Origin of the sequence: Accumulibacter sp. (genome assembly GCF_032229525.1) — a bacterium.
Taxonomy (GTDB): Bacteria; Pseudomonadota; Gammaproteobacteria; order Burkholderiales; family Rhodocyclaceae; genus Accumulibacter.
In genome coordinates, this window is the sequence record NZ_JAVTWB010000076.1 from 1 (window position 1) to 15732 (window position 15732).

The 15732-nt window shown below is 65.0% G+C and carries 13 protein-coding genes; 8 read left to right on the forward strand and 5 right to left on the reverse strand.

The features are described from left to right. Nucleotides 1-94 precede the first annotated feature (94 nt). Together RUW20_RS04680 and RUW20_RS04685 are read right to left on the reverse strand one after the other, a co-directional pair. Complete coding sequence (locus RUW20_RS04680) at nucleotides 95-1819, reverse strand: M28 family peptidase (RefSeq protein ID WP_313951033.1); 1725 nt, start codon at nucleotides 1817-1819, stop codon at nucleotides 95-97. A gap of 288 nt (nucleotides 1820-2107) precedes the next feature. Further along, entirely contained in the window at nucleotides 2108-2344 is a 237-nt protein-coding gene (locus RUW20_RS04685) for a hypothetical protein (RefSeq protein WP_313951034.1), read from the reverse strand. A 68-nt stretch (nucleotides 2345-2412) separates the two neighbouring features. Between RUW20_RS04685 and RUW20_RS04690 the strand changes: the two genes are divergently transcribed. Next, nucleotides 2413-3645 carry a hypothetical protein gene (locus RUW20_RS04690; protein WP_313951035.1) on the forward strand — a complete coding sequence of 411 codons (1233 nt, stop codon included), beginning with the start codon at nucleotides 2413-2415 and terminating at the stop codon, nucleotides 3643-3645. Then, entirely contained in the window at nucleotides 3642-4766 is a 1125-nt protein-coding gene (locus tag RUW20_RS04695; RefSeq protein WP_313951036.1) for a HupE/UreJ family protein, read from the forward strand. The genes RUW20_RS04690 and RUW20_RS04695 overlap by 4 nt, the downstream gene beginning before the upstream one ends. A gap of 52 nt (nucleotides 4767-4818) precedes the next feature. On the opposite strand, the gene RUW20_RS04700 is transcribed toward RUW20_RS04695, so the two are convergent. Then, a complete protein-coding gene (locus RUW20_RS04700) occupies nucleotides 4819-5652 on the reverse strand; it encodes a DUF3014 domain-containing protein (RefSeq protein ID WP_313951037.1) in 834 nt (277 codons plus the stop codon). A gap of 390 nt (nucleotides 5653-6042) precedes the next feature. Between RUW20_RS04700 and RUW20_RS04705 the strand changes: the two genes are divergently transcribed. Further along, nucleotides 6043-8133, forward strand: a complete 2091-nt coding sequence (locus RUW20_RS04705; protein WP_313951045.1) for an ATP-dependent helicase — start codon at nucleotides 6043-6045, stop codon at nucleotides 8131-8133. A gap of 59 nt (nucleotides 8134-8192) precedes the next feature. Here the strand turns inward: RUW20_RS04705 and RUW20_RS04710 are convergent, their stop codons facing one another. Next, entirely contained in the window at nucleotides 8193-9143 is a 951-nt protein-coding gene (locus RUW20_RS04710) for a mechanosensitive ion channel family protein (RefSeq protein WP_313951038.1), read from the reverse strand. Further along, nucleotides 9140-10837, reverse strand: a complete 1698-nt coding sequence (locus RUW20_RS04715) for a TIGR00341 family protein (protein WP_313951039.1) — start codon at nucleotides 10835-10837, stop codon at nucleotides 9140-9142. The genes RUW20_RS04710 and RUW20_RS04715 overlap by 4 nt, the downstream gene beginning before the upstream one ends. Nucleotides 10838-11417: 580 nt before the next feature. Here RUW20_RS04715 and RUW20_RS04720 point away from each other — a divergent pair. The 5 genes from RUW20_RS04720 to RUW20_RS04740 all read left to right on the forward strand — a co-directional run bounded on the left by RUW20_RS04720 (nucleotide 11418) and on the right by RUW20_RS04740 (nucleotide 15591). After that, complete coding sequence (locus RUW20_RS04720; protein ID WP_313951040.1) at nucleotides 11418-11852, forward strand: DUF6855 family protein; 435 nt, start codon at nucleotides 11418-11420, stop codon at nucleotides 11850-11852. Between the two features lie 126 nt (nucleotides 11853-11978). Next, nucleotides 11979-12731 carry a sulfite exporter TauE/SafE family protein gene (locus RUW20_RS04725; protein ID WP_313951041.1) on the forward strand — a complete coding sequence of 251 codons (753 nt, stop codon included), beginning with the start codon at nucleotides 11979-11981 and terminating at the stop codon, nucleotides 12729-12731. Nucleotides 12732-13187: 456 nt separating this feature from the next. Beyond that, nucleotides 13188-14399 (forward strand): glycosyl hydrolase, encoded by a 1212-nt coding sequence (locus tag RUW20_RS04730; protein ID WP_313951042.1) that lies wholly within the window; start codon nucleotides 13188-13190, stop codon nucleotides 14397-14399. 9 nt (nucleotides 14400-14408) lie between these two features. Then, nucleotides 14409-14666, forward strand: coding sequence for a MoaD/ThiS family protein (locus RUW20_RS04735; protein WP_313951043.1), 258 nt, complete (start codon nucleotides 14409-14411; stop codon nucleotides 14664-14666). Nucleotides 14667-14949: 283 nt separating this feature from the next. After that, entirely contained in the window at nucleotides 14950-15591 is a 642-nt protein-coding gene (locus RUW20_RS04740) for a lytic enzyme (protein WP_313951044.1), read from the forward strand. Nucleotides 15592-15732 lie beyond the last annotated feature (141 nt).

Consider the following 15732-nt stretch of genomic DNA (forward strand, 5'->3'; position numbering starts at 1 on the left):
ACACCCCTTGGCAACCAGAAAACGCTTGACGTCAAACACGGTTGCTTCTCCCGCGCGGGGGAGAAGGGAGATTCGTGAGTCGCGTACGCGACTTTCACACTAACACCGTAATGACGATACAGATGACGGTTCCCACGCCCCCCACAGCGCTCAACCGCTTCAGGGTGTCGCGACCGGTGATGCACAACACCGGGAGCAAGGCCAACATGACGATCGCCATCCGGATGATCAGGAAGCCTCCCATGCGGAAACCAACGGCGTCGTAGAACAAGCGCTCCAGCGGCAGCCACAGCACCGCCACGGCGACCGCCGGCGCGACGAAAAAGAATCCACTTGCCAGCCGCTTTGGCGCAGGACCACGTCTGGCCATGGTCGCCATGCAAGCCACCAGCAAGGGCACGACAAACAGGTAACTTGCGCCGGCGATCGAGAACGAGACCAGCACCGTCAACATCGCCCACGATGCCCAGGCGACCAGCCAGACTCGATCGGGGTCGAGCGTTCTCTTCGTTGCCAGCAGGCAACAGCACGATGCGATGGTCAGCGCCATCAACCAGTACAGCAGTTCACCGGCAAAGGCCGACGCGATCCACGCTGGCTCGTAAAAACCTTGATAGCGGAAGCCGGCATCGATGATCAGACCTGTTGCCAGCAGCGCCAGCGTGCTTCTCAGGAGCAGCCCGAGCGCCGGGCCCAGATTTGGCCACGCCAGGTTGTTCTTGATCGACGTGCCGGTGAGGGCTGGCGAGCGGATGACCAGGAAAGCAAGTGCGGCCAACGAGAACAACGCCGAAGCGGTCGGCGGCCAACTGACGACAAACTGGCCAAAGACGTCGAAGTAAACCGCCTTTCCGCCTGTTTGCGCCCCGATGTCGAGATTGCCGAGAGCGCGAACCAGCCCCAGCGCATTGTCGCCCTGGTGCTGGAGACTTCCCCGCTCAAGATTTTGCAGATTGTCCGTCGGTTGATGGTAGTTCTTCACGTTGCCGATGAACGCGAAGTTGAAACCCTGCATCCCGGCGTTCTTGAAGAGCGTGAAATCCGTATTGTTGGGCAGGCGTTTATAGATCTCGTAAAACAGCGAACTGGTAATCGGCTTTCGTGAGCTGCGCGAAAACTGCGCTATCAGCCAGGCGGAATGCTCGCTGGTCTCGAACATCAGACTCGGGCCCGAGGTCCCACGTGCCTCGAGGTTGATCACCACGCCAATGGTTTTGGCCAGCGGATGCTCGGCGACAAAGCGCTCGGCGCCCAGCATGCCGAATTCTTCACCGTCGGTCAGGAGGAAGACGACATCGCGTTTGAACCCGCCTTCCAGCTTCAGCATCCGCGCGATTTCAAGAACGGCGGCGGCTCCCGCGCCAGCATCGGCCGCGCCTGGACTCTGCGGTTTGGAGTCGAAGTGCGAAGCCAGCATCACGGCCGGCCCACCTTCCGAACCGGGCAATACGGCCATGATATTGGTCAGGGGAATGGCATCGGCCGCCCCATCGACTTGTTTCGACGTGGCCTGCAACTGCACCTCGTAGCCGAAGGATTCGAGCATGGCGACGGCGCGTTGGCGCACTTTGCGGTTTTGCTCGCTACCTGCCGGATGCGGGATCCCATCGCCAAGCAGCGACTCGAGGATCGCCTCGGCCCGCCCGGCGGAAAAGCGTTGCGGCGGCGCGTCTGCCGGCAATGGCGCGGGGGGAGCATAGGCCCGGAAGCTGAGCGCAAGCACCACCGCCATCACGGCGATGACGACGCTGATCGCGGCGTACGGATTATCCGCCCCGCGCAGTGAGCGATCGTTCTTTGCGCTGTCAGAGTTGGTCACGGCACTCCGTCAAGCTTCAGGTCGACAGGCAAGGGCTTTGACGACGCGCCGGCGGTGGTCAGCCACCGATAGGCGGATCGACGGACTTCATAGTTTGGCGCGTTGGCCAGCGCCACTGGTGGCCGCGCATACGAACCCGGCTGCGCTGGCGGTGTGAGTGTATCCTGCGCGGCCCCTCAGGCGTACCAAGCTGACAACCCGCCGCGGGTCGATGAGCGGTGCGATGGCGCGCCGAGGGCGCAAAAAAAAAGCGGGTCGAAGCCCGCTTTTGTCCGTCGCGAAGATGCCCTAATACCCCTTCTTCTCTTCCTTCATCTCCTTCTTGTCGGTCTTCTTCTCGTCCTTCATTTCCTTCTTGTCGCCGGCCTTCTCGTCCATCTTCTTCTCGTCCATCTTCTTCTCGTCCATCTTCTTCTCATCCGTTTTCTTCTCGCCCATGGGAGCGCCGCCATGCGAGGCAGCGAAGGAGCCAGCGGAAGCGGTGGCGAAGACGGCAGCGACCAGCAAGGACAGTAGCTTACTCATGTGAAACTCCTTTCGATTTGTTGGAGAATGTGACACTCGATCTGACGCGCACGTTACGAGCAACGTCTATGACTTGCCCCCAGTTGACCGGGTTCCCCCGATTTCGCGTTCTGTCCCTGATTCTGTCGCTATCGCTGGGCGGGCTGGCGCTGCCCGCCGAGGCCGCGCCGCGACAGCCGACTGACGATGCCGAAGTGCTTGAGCGCCTGCCCTCGCGTGCCGGCGACGCCAGCAACCGCGAACTGGTCGCCTTGCGCGCGGCGATGGCTGCCGCCGCAAACGATCCGCTCCCCGCCGGGCGACTTGCCCGGCGCTATTTCGACCTCGCCATGGCCCGCGGCGACCCGCGCTACGTCGGCTACGCCGAAGCGGTGATTGCTCGTTTTGCCGAGCCGCTGCCGGCCGGCCTGCTAAGCGTGCGCGGCATGCTGCGGCAGTATCGGCATGCCTTTGCAGCCGCGCTCGATGACTTTGCCGCTGCCCTGGCGCTGGACCCGGAACTTGCCGACGCACATGCGTGGCGTGCCGCAATATTCCTCGTCCAGGCCGATTACCCGTCTGCACGCCAGGAATGCGCGGCCCTGCAGGCGCTACGCCAGGACGTGCTCTACGGCAGCTGTATCGGCCTTACACAGGCCTACGGCGGCCAGCTGGACGGCGGCTACCGCGCTTTGCAGGAGGCCCTGGCGAGCAGCCGCGACCCCGGAAACCACCTCTGGCTGCTGACGCGGCTGGGTGAAGTGGCTGCCTGGCGCGGCCAGCCGGCGCTGGCCGAAAGCCACTACCGGGCAGCCTTGAGCATCGGCCGTGATGACGGCTACCTGCTGGCCGCCTGGAGTGATTTTCTGCTCGACAATGGCCGACCACGCGAGGTGCTCAGCCAACTGGCGGACTGGGAATCGTCCGACACGCTGCTGCTACGCCTGGCCGAGGCGGCAGCCTTGCTGAATTCGCGCGACGCCCCGCGACTGGCGCAAACGCTCGACGAACGCTTTGCCGCCGCGCGCCAACGTGGCGACACCACCCATCGCGCCGAAGAAGCGCGCTACGCCCTGCGTCTGCGTCATGATCCGCAACAAGCGCTGCGCCTGGCGGCGGAAAACTACGCCGTTCAGCGCGAACCGCGTGACGCCCGCATCCTGTTCGAGGCGGCGATTGCGGCCGGCGACCCGGCGGCGGCGCAGGCGGCGCGCGACTGGTTGCGCGACAGCGGCTTCGAGGATCAGCGCCTGCGCAGCCTGGGCCGCCAGTCGACGCCGGGCACAGCGCAAGCCAGATCGCCGACAGGAGCGCAGCGATGAACTGCCGCCGCACCCTGCTCTTTCTGCTGTGTTTCCTGTCGCTGCCTGCTCTGGCGCACAAGGCCAGCGACAGCTATCTGGTACTCGAAGTCAGCGGCAGCGAGGTACGTGGGCAATGGGACATCGCCCTGCGCGACATCGATTTCGCGCTCGGACTCGATCTCGATGGCAACGGCGAGATCACCTGGGGCGAAGTGCGCAGCCGCCATGCCGATATCGACGCCTGGGCGCTCGCCAGCCTCAAGGTACTGCGTGGCGGAGTCTGCCGCTTGCGGGTCACCGATCACCTGGTGGACACGCACACCGACGGCGCCTACGCCGTACTGCAGCTGGCGGGCGAATGCCCGCGCGCCGACGGCGACCTGAGCCTGAATTATCGACTGTTGTTCGAGCTCGACGCCCTGCATCGCGGACTGCTACGCCTGACTTTCGACGGCACGCCGCATTCCGGCGTCTTCGCGCCGGAGCGCGCCGAGCTGCAGTTTGTCACCGGCCAGCGGTCGCGCCTGGCGCAGTTCGGCCAGTATCTGGTCGAGGGCATCTGGCACATCTGGATCGGTTTCGACCACATCCTGTTCCTGCTGGCGCTGCTGCTGCCGGCGGTCCTGGTACACCAGGACGGACGCTGGCGCGGCGTGGCGCATTTCCGCGACGCGCTGCGCGAGGTATTGTGGGTGGTCACCGCCTTCACCATTGCCCATTCGATCACCCTCTCGCTGGCGGCGCTGGGCCTGGTCCAATTACCCTCACGGCTGGTCGAATCAGCGATCGCCGCCTCGGTGGTGCTGGCCGCCGCCAACAATCTGAAACCAGTGGTCGAAGGCCGCCGTTGGCTGGTCGCCTTCGCCTTCGGCCTGATCCACGGCTTCGGCTTTGCCAGCGTGCTGGCCGAACTGGGCCTGCCGCAGCAGGCGCTGGTGCTGTCGCTGCTCGGCTTCAACGTCGGCGTCGAAATTGGCCAACTGGCCATCGTGGCGGTATTCCTGCCGCTGGCCTATGGACTGCGCGACACCGCTTTCTATCGCCGCGGCGTTTTCCTTGGCGGCTCGCTGGCGACGCTGGTGATCGCCTTGATCTGGCTGCTCGAGCGCGCTTTCGATCTGAAGCTGATCGGCGCCTGAACGCTTACTGCACACAAGCCGCTGGGCTGCCGGGCGGCCGGGCGGCCGGGGCTCAGCCCATGGCGTTATTGCCGGCGACACGCTGGCGGAATTCGCGCAACTTGGCCTTCAGCTGGCGGGCATTCTCGGGACCCATGCGCAACAGAATCTTCTGGCCGGCCGAGAGTGTCTCCAGCGCCGGGTCCACGTACTCATAGCGCACCCAGGGTCGCGGCGCCTCGAACGGTCCCTGCACCTCGGTCAGCTTCAAGGGAGCCGGCTCCTTCAACTCGGGAGTCGCCAGCAACTGGTCGATGACCTTGACCACTCGATTGTTGAAGTATTTGTCCGGATAGCCGAGCACCACGTAGGCCTGTTGCAGCAGCGGGTACATGCGTACATAGAGATCAACCGCAGGGCCGGTATTGATCGTCGATGCGAAACCGACAAAAGCCTTGTAGCGATCCATGTTGCTGTCCGCCATATAGGTGGCGCCGTCACGCTCGATCACCGAGAATCGCCCCGGCGCCGGAAGCACGGGCCACAGCCGTGAAGCGGCATGGCTACGCCCGAAGTTGTCGAGCGTAGCCACCACGCGACGTGCGAAATCGCTGACGTCGAGAAAGGTCAACACCTGCTGGCGACCAAGCAAGGCAATCAGCGCATCGCTGACCTCGCTGCCGGTGTCGGTCAAGGGCGGCAGCGCTGCCTCGGGCGGCGGCGTAATGGCCTCGATGGCGTGGTGCACCGGTGCCTCTGCCGGCGCCGCTGGTTCAGCTGCGCTGGTGTTTGGCGCGACCATCGGAAGCGGGGCCGGGGCTTGCCGTTCCTGCCACCACAGGTAAGCACTTCCGGCCATCACCAACAGGACCAAGCCGGCAATCAGCATGCGCAACGAATCACTCATCAAGACCTCTCTTTATCGCTGCCTGCGTCGATCCGGGAGGGTGGCACCAGGGGCCTTTCCCGCGCGCAGAGCGGTAACTGGGTTTCCTGCAGTTGCAGGAAAAAATGGACAGGCGGTTCAGGGATGCGAGTAACAGTATAGGGAGGGTGGCCGAAAATATGAAGCCGACGGGGCGCCGAGTGGGTCCGTCGCGCCCGCCGGGAGGCGATATCGCATGCCGCCAGACAGATCATCCACGCGCCCTGCTGAAAAGCCCGTGCAATCCGATCGGCACGCCAAGACGAGTACGTTATACTGTTTTTATTTACAGTTATCAGGGAGACGCCGGTGCGCGCCTTCGAGGCCGTTGAACACGCGCACTGCGACAACGCAGCGGCAGCGGACGCACAGATCCCCCCTGCTGCCGATCCGCTGGCACAACTCAATGCGGCGCAGCGGCAAGCGGCCACCTTCGGTATCGGCGAGCCGGGCGCTGGCACCGGCGCTAGTCGGCATCCGCCGTTGCTGGTCATCGCCGGGGCCGGATCGGGCAAGACCGCGACGCTGGCCCACCGGGTCGCGCAGCTCGTCGCCCGGGGCGCCGATCCCGGGCAAATCCTCCTGCTGACCTTCTCGCGCCGTGCGGCCAGCGAGATGACGCGCCGCGTCGAGCGGATCCTGGCGCAGCGCGGCGCGACGCGCGCGCTGGCTGGCGCATCGTCACTGGCCTGGTCCGGCACCTTTCACAGCGTCGGCGCGCGCCTGCTGCGCGAGTACGCCGGCCGCATCGGCCTCGATCCGGCCTTCAGCATCCATGACCGGCAGGACTCGGGCGACCTGCTCAACCTCGTCCGCCATGGCCTCGGTTTTTCCGCCAAGGGCAAGCGCTTTCCCCTCAAGGCGACCTGCCTGGCGATCTATTCGGCGGCGGTCAACACGCGGTCGGCGCTGGGAGAGGTACTGCAGACGTCCTTTCCCTGGTGCACCGAGTGGGAGGACGATCTGAAGCGGCTTTTCCTCGACTACGTCGAGACCAAGCAGGCGCAGCAGGTACTCGACTACGACGATCTCCTGCTCTACTGGGCGCAGATGGTCAGCGAAGCGGCGCTCGGCCGGGAAATCGGCGAGCGCTTCAGCCATATCCTGGTCGACGAATACCAGGACACCAATCGCCTGCAGGCGGCAATTCTGCTGGCCATGAAACCCGATGGCCACGGCCTGACCGTGGTTGGCGACGACGCGCAGTCGATCTACGCTTTTCGTGGCGCGACGGTACGCAACATCCTCGATTTCCCGGCCCAGTTCGATCCCCCCGCGCAATGGGTGACGCTGGAGCGCAACTACCGCTCGACGCAGCCGATCCTGACCGCCGCCAACCAGGTGATCGCGCTGGCTAGCGAGCGCTTCACCAAGGATCTGTGGAGCGAGCGCACATCATCGCAGAGGCCACGACTGGTAGCGGTACGCGACGACAGCGATCAGGCCGCACATGTCGTCGAACAAGTCCTCGCCCGGCGTGAGGCGGGTGTCCGGCTGAAGGCACAGGCGGTGCTCTTCCGGACCGCGCAGCACAGCGCCCGGCTGGAAATCGAACTGACCCGGCGCAACATTCCCTTCGTCAAGTTCGGCGGCCTCAAGTTTCTCGAAGCGGCGCACGTCAAGGACGTGCTGGCCATCCTGCGCTGGACGCAGAACCCACGCGACCGACTCGCCGGTTTCCGCGCCACGCAACTGGTTGCCGGCATCGGCCCGGCCACCGCCGGCCGGGTGCTGGACAATGTCGCCAGCGCCAGCCCCGGGGCGACGCTGCTCGGCGAACAGCCGGTAGCGGAAGGCGCCAGGGCTGCCTGGCGCGAGTTCGCGACACTGATCGAAGGCCATGGATCATCGGCTGGCCTCGCCTGGCCGGCCGCCTTCGATCGCATCTGCGACTGGTACAGCGGGCAAATGGAGCGACTGCATGAAGACGCGCTGGTCCGCCAGGCCGATATCGACCAACTCGCCCGTATCGCGATGACCTATGGCAGCGCCGAGCGCTTCCTGACCGAGCTCACGCTCGACCCGCCGAACGCCACCAGCGACCAGGCGGGGCCACCGCTACTGGACGAGGATTACCTGATCCTGTCGACCATCCACTCGGCCAAGGGTCAGGAATGGACAGCCGTCACCGTGCTCAATGCGGTCGATGGCTGCATTCCGTCCGACATGGCCACCGGCTCGGCAGTCGAGATCGAGGAAGAGCGGCGCCTGCTCTACGTCGCCATGACCCGCGCGCGGGATCATCTCGACCTGATGATTCCGCAGCGTTTCTACGTCTCCCATCAGCCGGGCTTTGGCGATCGCCATGTCTACGCCAGTCGCACGCGCTTCATCGGCAACGCGCTGCTGCCCTGCTTCGAACAGGTCTCGTGGCCCCCTCCGGCGGCAGCACCGCCGGCGAATCCGCAGGCGAAGCAGCAGGCGCTCGACCTGGCAGCGCGGATGCGAGCGATGTGGAAATAACTCGGCATCAGTAAGTGTTTCGCCGGCCACCGCCCGTACCCGCGCGGCGGCGGCCAGGCTCACGGCGCGGAGGAGGCCTTGTCCGGGGACGCCGCCGGCAGCGTGCCACCACTCAGATCCACGGTCAGGCGTCCCGAGCGCACATGCAGGTCGCGTTGCGGGAAAGGAATCTCGATGCCGGCCACGCCGAGCGCCGTTTCGATTTCCCACAGGTAGCGCGCGTGCGTACGGCCCGGCGAAATCGCCAGCTCGTGTGCCACCCAGACCACCAGTTCGAAATCGAGACTACTGTCGCCGAAATTGACCAGCCACACCTCCGGTTCGCGGCCCGGCAGATCGATCGTCCCGCTGACCTTGCGCGCCGCGGCAGTCACCGCTGTGCGAACCTGCTCCTTGTCCGAACCGTAGGCGACACCGAACGGCACATGAATGCGGCGCAGGTGGTCGTCGAGCGTCCAGTTGGTCACCCGCCCGTTGATGAATTCCGAATTGGGAACGATCACATCGACGTTGTCGTTGGTCGTCACCCGCGTGTAGCGCAGACCGATCTCGGTAACCTTGCCGACCACCCCGGACTGCAGGTCAACAAAATCGCCGACCTTGAGCGTCTTCTCGACCAGGATCAGGATCCCGGAAACCAGGTTACTGAAGATGTTCTGCAGTCCGAAACCAATGCCGACACCCATCGCCCCGCCGACCAGCGCCAGGCTGGCGAGGTCAAAACCGAGGTAGGCCAGGCCGACAATGCTGCCGAGAATCCAGACCAGGTAGCGAACGATGCGGGTGAGCGCGAAGATCGCCGAATCGGAGAGCTTGACCATGTTGCCGGCACGGGCCATGCGCCGCAGAGTCCGCTCCAGAACTGAGGCGAACCACCAGAAGAAGACCAGGATGACAATCAGCCCGACGACGCGCAGCAAGGTCATGTCGGTGTTGCCCAGGCGGAACCAGGGACGCGTACTCCAGTCGAGTAACTGGCTCAGAAATGCGGTGTCCACGGTGTCCATCATCTGCCCTCCAGTGATTTTTCGGCAACGACCGGCAGCAGCACCGATACGGCGCGAAATGCGGCTTCGCCCAATTCCCGCTCCACGGCCAGCTGATTCGGCAAGGGATAACGCCCCACCGAGCCCACCTTGAGGCCCTGCGCACGCAGCGCCTCGGCAACCCGCTCGGCACGCACCCCCGCGAGACGCCGCGATCCGCCGCGATCGCTGCTGGCATGGCCAACGACCTCGACGCGATCGATCTTCCAGCGCTGCGTCGCCCAGGCGATGGTCGCGACGCGCGCTTGCGCGGCATCGTCGAGGCCCTTGCTACCGTGCTCGAAATAGACCGGCGGCAGCGCCTGCGGCGGTGGCAGCAAGCGGATCGTCCAATCGGGATAGCGTCTGCCCAGGTCACTCTCCATCGCCTGCCAGGCAGCGAGATCGATTCCTGCTTGCGCTTGCGGCACCAGAGTGACGCTGTGCCTGGCCGAATCGGCGTCGAAAGCCGCCAAGGGCAAAGGAAAGGCGCTGCGCAGGCTGTCGGCGACCGTGCTGCGCGGCGCGTCGGGAAGCCCGAGCGCCAGCAACTGCGGTGACGCCTTCTCGGAGGTGCGCAGCTGTGTCAGCTGCAGAGCAACCGGCTGTCGCAGCTCCCCTTCGATCGCCTTTTCCAGACGCTCGGACAGCCCGCTCTCCGGTTCGGCACTCAGAACCATGGCGCGGACCCGTGGCGGCTTGCCGTCGATGAACTGCACATCCACCGCCCCCAATTGCCCATCCGGCAGTGAGGTCGCAGCGGCTTCCAGAACACTGCGAATACGAATCTGGGCAAAACTTTCGAAGGCGATCGCTTTCAGCGAAATGAACAGGGGCACCCCAAGGGGAACGAGCACCAGCAGCGAAATCGCCGCCTGCTTGGCAAAACGCTTGCGCAAAGCGCCGCGGCCGAAGCCGTACCACTCGGCGACGGCGGCGACCGAAAGGCTGATCGCCGTCATGTTGGTGACGAACAGCAGCAGCGCGCCGCGCGCCACTGGCCAGTTCTGGGTAACCAGGCCGTAGCCGATGGTCGCCAGCGGCGGCATCAAGGCGGTGGCAATGGCGACGCCAACGATCGCGCCGCCGCGACCGCGGATCATCGCATAGCCACCCGCGGCGCCGGAAAGGATCGCCACCACCAGGTCGAAAAGGTTCGGCCGGGTACGGGCGAGCAACTCCGGCGTCAGTTCCTTGACCGGCGAGAGCAGCACGATCAAGGAGGTGAAGGCAATTGCCGCGGCCGTCCCCAGCGCCAGCGCACGCAAACTTTTTCGCCCAAGCTCGACATCGACCGTGGCGATGGCCATGCCGCTGCCGACGATCGGACCCATCAGCGGCGAGATCAGCATCGCGCCGATGATCACCGCCGGCGAATTGAGCAACAGGCCGATGGTGGCAATACCACCGGCGACGACGATCATGAAACAAAAGTTGAACGAAAAACGGGCGTCCTGCTCGACCTGCTGGAGAATCCCGGGGTGATCTATGCCACGCACCAGTGCCCGCCACCAGCGCCCCCACGCTCGCGGCCCCAGCCACAGCGCACGGAAAAAGCTGCCCGAACTGAGCACATCCTGCTCGACGCCGGCGGCGTCGGCAGAAACACTCGAGCTGATGGTCGTTCGATTTGGGGGCAGAGGAAAAGCTGGCGATGCAGGAGGTTCGGGTGCGGGCATATTCTGGCTTTGCTGCGGAGTCTTTCGGGATCGGGCCGGGCGTCGTCGCGTGGATTATCTGGCTGGCGACAAGGCGGCTGAAGGCTTGGTGGTGGTGGACTGTGGCGCGAAGTTCCCTCTGCGCGGCCCCTTGAAGACGGCAATTCTAACAATGGTTTGCATCGAACGGGGCCGAGTGAAACCGCGCAGCGCCCTCCAGCCCTCATGATGCAAGCGATTGCAGAGTGCAGTCGGGCGAGCTTTCCAGCCAGGGCAAGGCGACGCCGGGCCTGTGGCAGGCTTGACCAGGGCCGCCGTGCCGGATGGCGCCGAACGCTTTGGGGGTCTTGTATTGACCTGACCAGTGTGCGCTGACGCCCTTGCAAATTTCCTCGTCAAGCATCTTGACTCGCCGTACAGGGGTGTATCACTCTTCATGCTCGGAAAGGCGGGTTGGCCACAAGGGAGAGCCGCCGGGCGGGCGCCCCGCTCGCACCCTTCGTCGCCGCGGACAGCCGCAGACAGCCAACACGGTCCGCCGAATCAGCGCGCGAACCGCTTCGCGCCCGCGCTCGTCGCGGGTTTTCACCAAGGAGTCAAAATGCCCACCCTGATGCGCAGCAAGGACGACCCCTGGAAACTCAAGACCGCACCGGGCAGCTCGGAATTCACCATGCACGTCGATGAGAAGGACGGCCGGCCGATCCTGGTCTGTACCGTCGGCAGCACGGTCCTGCATTACGACGCGCGGTGCGTCGATGACCTGCAGGCGATGCTCATTGCTGCGGGCGATTGGGTGGAACTTGGCGGCGCCGACGAGCAAAAGCCCACCAGGGAAGGGACGGTGGAAGCATGGGCACGTTCGCCGAACAATCCACTGGGCGGCTGGTACGGACTGAAGAAGGGATTGCGCGGGCGCTTTGCCGTCTACCTGCCACCGCTACTGGAAGCACTGGAACTGTGCGAACTCGAGCACAAGCCCAGGAACAACCGCATGCGAACGAAGCAGGCTGCCCGAGCAGGCGGCGAAAAGTGACGTGCAGCCCGCGACGCGTGCTGATCACCCGCAAACACCAGCACTCGGCCACAAGAAGAGCGGCCAGAAGAGGCCAGTCGGCAACGAAATCGCGACCTGTGAACTCAAGACCAAGGCCATGAAAGCATGAGCGACACCGTCGCCATCGCCACTCTCGTTGGCCTCACCTTCTTGGCGGCCGGCTTCACCAAGGGGGTGGTCGGCCTGGGGCTGCCGACGGTGGCCATGGGTTTGCTCAGCCTGGTCATGGCACCAGCCGCCGCCGCAGCGCTGTTGATCGTCCCGTCGCTGGTGACCAATGTCTGGCAGCTCCTGGCCGGCCCAAGCTTCGCCGCGCTCGTACGGCGCCTGGCAAGCATGATGTTCGCGGTACTGGTAGGCACCTCGCTGAGCATCAACATCCTCACCGGCAGCTCGTCCTCCCTTGCCAGCGGCGCACTCGGGGCGATCCTGGCGGCATACGGTGCGGTGGGTCTTGCCGCACCTCGCTTTACCGTGCCGCCGCGCGCCGAGCCCTGGTTGTCACCCCTCATCGGCCTGGCCACCGGCTTGATCACCGGGGCAACGGGGGTATTCGCGATTCCTGCCGTGCCTTATCTCAGTGCCCTGGGTTTCACCAAGGACGAACTCATACAGGCGCTCGGATTATCCTTCACGGTGTCCACGGTGGCCCTGGCTGCCGCACTCGCGCTGTCTGGCAAGGTTCAGTGGCTCACTGCCGGCAGTTCGCTGCTGGCCATTCTCCCGGCGCTGCTGGGAATGTTCATCGGCCAACGGGTGCGAGGAAGACTGCAACCGGAAGCTTTTCGTCGATGGTTCTTCATCGGACTGGCGGTCTTGGGCCTGTACATGCTCGCCAGAGCCTTGCTGCCACGCTGACGCCTGTGCCATGCACCGCGACAGGGCGCGTCGCAAACACAGGCGACATCGGCGGACAGCTGCCGTTTGAGCAAAAGTAACGAAGCGCGGACCGCGTGCCGGCGGGCGTTGAGCCTCGCCCCGGCAGGCGCCCGGTCGAGTGGAGAGATCCATCCGGCAGCTTCGCCCCGCCGTTTTCCCAACGCTTTCCCGGGGTTTTCCCGGCGTTTTCCACAGCACTTGCAGAGACACCGCGTGGCCAGCACCGGCGCCGGCCAGATTGCCGGCACGAAAATACTATCGGCACCGTGTCGATCTGACGTCGCGCCGACCGACGACAAGAATGGAAGCGGCGGCGACGTGGTCCAAGCATGACGACTGCAGGCGATGCCATGCAGCGCGCTCGCCGCACCCGGGGTGTTTGATAGACACCGAACACTCACATGCAAGCACTCAATTCTCGAAAAGGAGCGATCGATGGCACAGCAAACTGGAGAAACAGCAGGACCGAAAGCAGGGGAAAACCACCAGCGGGCGGCTGCGATCGGCGACCTCCGCCATGTCGTGCTACTCGTCGCCACGCGCAAGGGGGCCTGGCTGTACCACGGCGATGCGGCGCGCGAGCAGTGGCGGGTCGACGGGCCGCACTTTCTTGGTCACATCATCAGCCATCTGGTGCTCGACCCACGCGACGGTCGCACACTGCTCGCGGCGGCCAAGACCGGCCACCTCGGTCCGACCATTTTCCGCTCGACCGATCTCGGGCGCAGCTGGAGTGAAGCCAGGCGTCCGCCGGCCTTCGCGCCGGCCCCCGACGGGAACCAAGCTCTGGCCGGCCGCAGCGTCGACCACACCTTCTGGCTGACCCCGGGTCACGCCGACGAGACCGACGTCTGGTACGCCGGCACCTCGCCACAAGGCTTGTTCCGTTCCGAAGACGGCGGTGTCAGCTGGGCGCCGTTCTCGTGTATCAACGACGACCCGCAATACCGGCAATGGATGGGCAGCGCGCAGGACGGCACGCCGGACGGGCCGAAGCTGCACTCGATCATCGTCGATCCCCGCGACGCCGCGCACCTCTACCTGGCGATGTCGGGCGGCGGCGTGCACGAGAGCGTCGACTGCGGCCAGACCTTCAGGCCGCTGCTAGACCAACTGCAGGTAGTTGAAGGTTTTGACCGCAATGACGCCACCTTCCATGACCCGCATTGCGTGCGCCTTTGTCCGAGCAACCCGGATCGCCTCTACCAGCAGAACCATTGCGGCATCTACCGCCTCGACCGACCGTCGGAGCAATGGCTGAATATCGGCAAGAACATGCCGCCAGCGGTCGGCGACGTCGGCTTCCCGATGGTGGTGCATCCACGCGACGCGGACACGGCGTGGGTCTTGCCGATGGACGGCACCTCGGTCTGGCCACGTACCAGTCCGGACGGCAAGCCCGCCGTCTATGTGACGCGCGATGGCGGCAGCCGCTGGCAGCGTCTCGACGCCGGCCTGCCGGCCAGCCAGGCCTGGTGGACGGTCAAGCGACAGGCGATGACTGCCGACGGGCTGGAGCCGGTCGGCCTTTACTTCGGCACCACCAGCGGCGAGCTGTGGATGAGCGACAACGACGGCCAGCAGTGGCAGTGCATCGCCCGCCACCTGCCGGAAATCTACGCCGTCGAAGCCGCCCTGCTGGCCTAGTGCCCACCGATGAATGTGCTCATTCCCAGCGCGCTGCGCTCCTACACCGAGCATGGCGAGGTCGAGGCCAGCGGCACCACCCTCGCCGCCGTGCTCGACGATCTCGACCGCCGCCACCCCGGAATCCGCTTCCGCATGATCGATGAGCAGCAAGGAATACGGCCGCACATCCGCTTCTTCTTCGACGGCGAGCAACTACGCGAACTGTCGCAGCCGCTGCGTTCGGGTGGCGAACTGATCATCGTGCAGGCGCTGAGCGGCGGCTGAAGCAACGGGCAACGGCAGCGCACACGCTCCACCAGGTGCTTGCCCGCCGCAGGCGATCGGGACGCTGATCGGTGGCGGTGGCGGCCCGCCGGGATATGCCGGCATCCTGCGCGTGGGGCTCCCGGCGTGCGCGCTGCAGCAATTCGCGGCGAGCCTGCCGAAACAGGGAAAAGCCGAGCCGCCTGCGCTATGCTGTGTGCACCGTGCTCAGCTCGCCGCGAACACCGTGCAAGGCCCGTCTGCGGCGTTCATACCGTAACCCCCTCGTGCGAAAGGAGTTTCCATGTCCGTGAAGGTCACTCTCGCTCAAATCGCTCAGCTCGCTCCGAGCGCTCGATCCAGCTATCGCGAGGCGTTTGCGCAGGGCCAGGAGGTACTCGACCGCTTCGCCATTTCGGCAAACCCTTTGCGTGTTGCCCATTTCATGGCTCAGATCCTGCACGAGTCGGGCGGCTTCACCATCCAGTTCGAGAATCTCAACTACAGCGCTCAGCGCTTGCCCAAGGTCTGGCCAACGCGCTTCCTGCCCAAGGGACCCCTCGATCCGGCCGACTTCGCCCACAACCAGCAAAAGCTCGCCAACGAGGTCTACGACAAGCGCATGGGAAATACCGCCGCCAATGATGGCTTTACCTACCGCGGCCGCGGCTTCATGCAACTGACCGGCAAGGAGAGCTACGCGCAGGCGACGACAGTTCTGCGCCAGAGCTTCGCCGATACGCCTGACTTTACAGGCGACCCGGATGCGGTGATCAGTGCCGACTGGTGCCTCAAGGTTGCGGCCGCTGAGTGGATGTCCAAGGGCTGCAACGCGCTGGCCGACCGGGACGCGGTCAACGCCATCACCAGGGCCATCAACGGCGGCTTGATCGGACTGGCTGATCGCCGGGAATGGCTGCAGCGAACCGAATTCTTATGGCATTGAGTGGTCGGCATCCGGGCCGCCCCAGGCCTTCGCGCGCAGCCGACCGCTTCCGTTGGTGGTTTGGCCCAGGCGTGCTTGGTCGGGACCGTCGCACCGTCGCACCGTCGCACCGTCGAAATCCTGCCCGTTGTCATGCCGCTG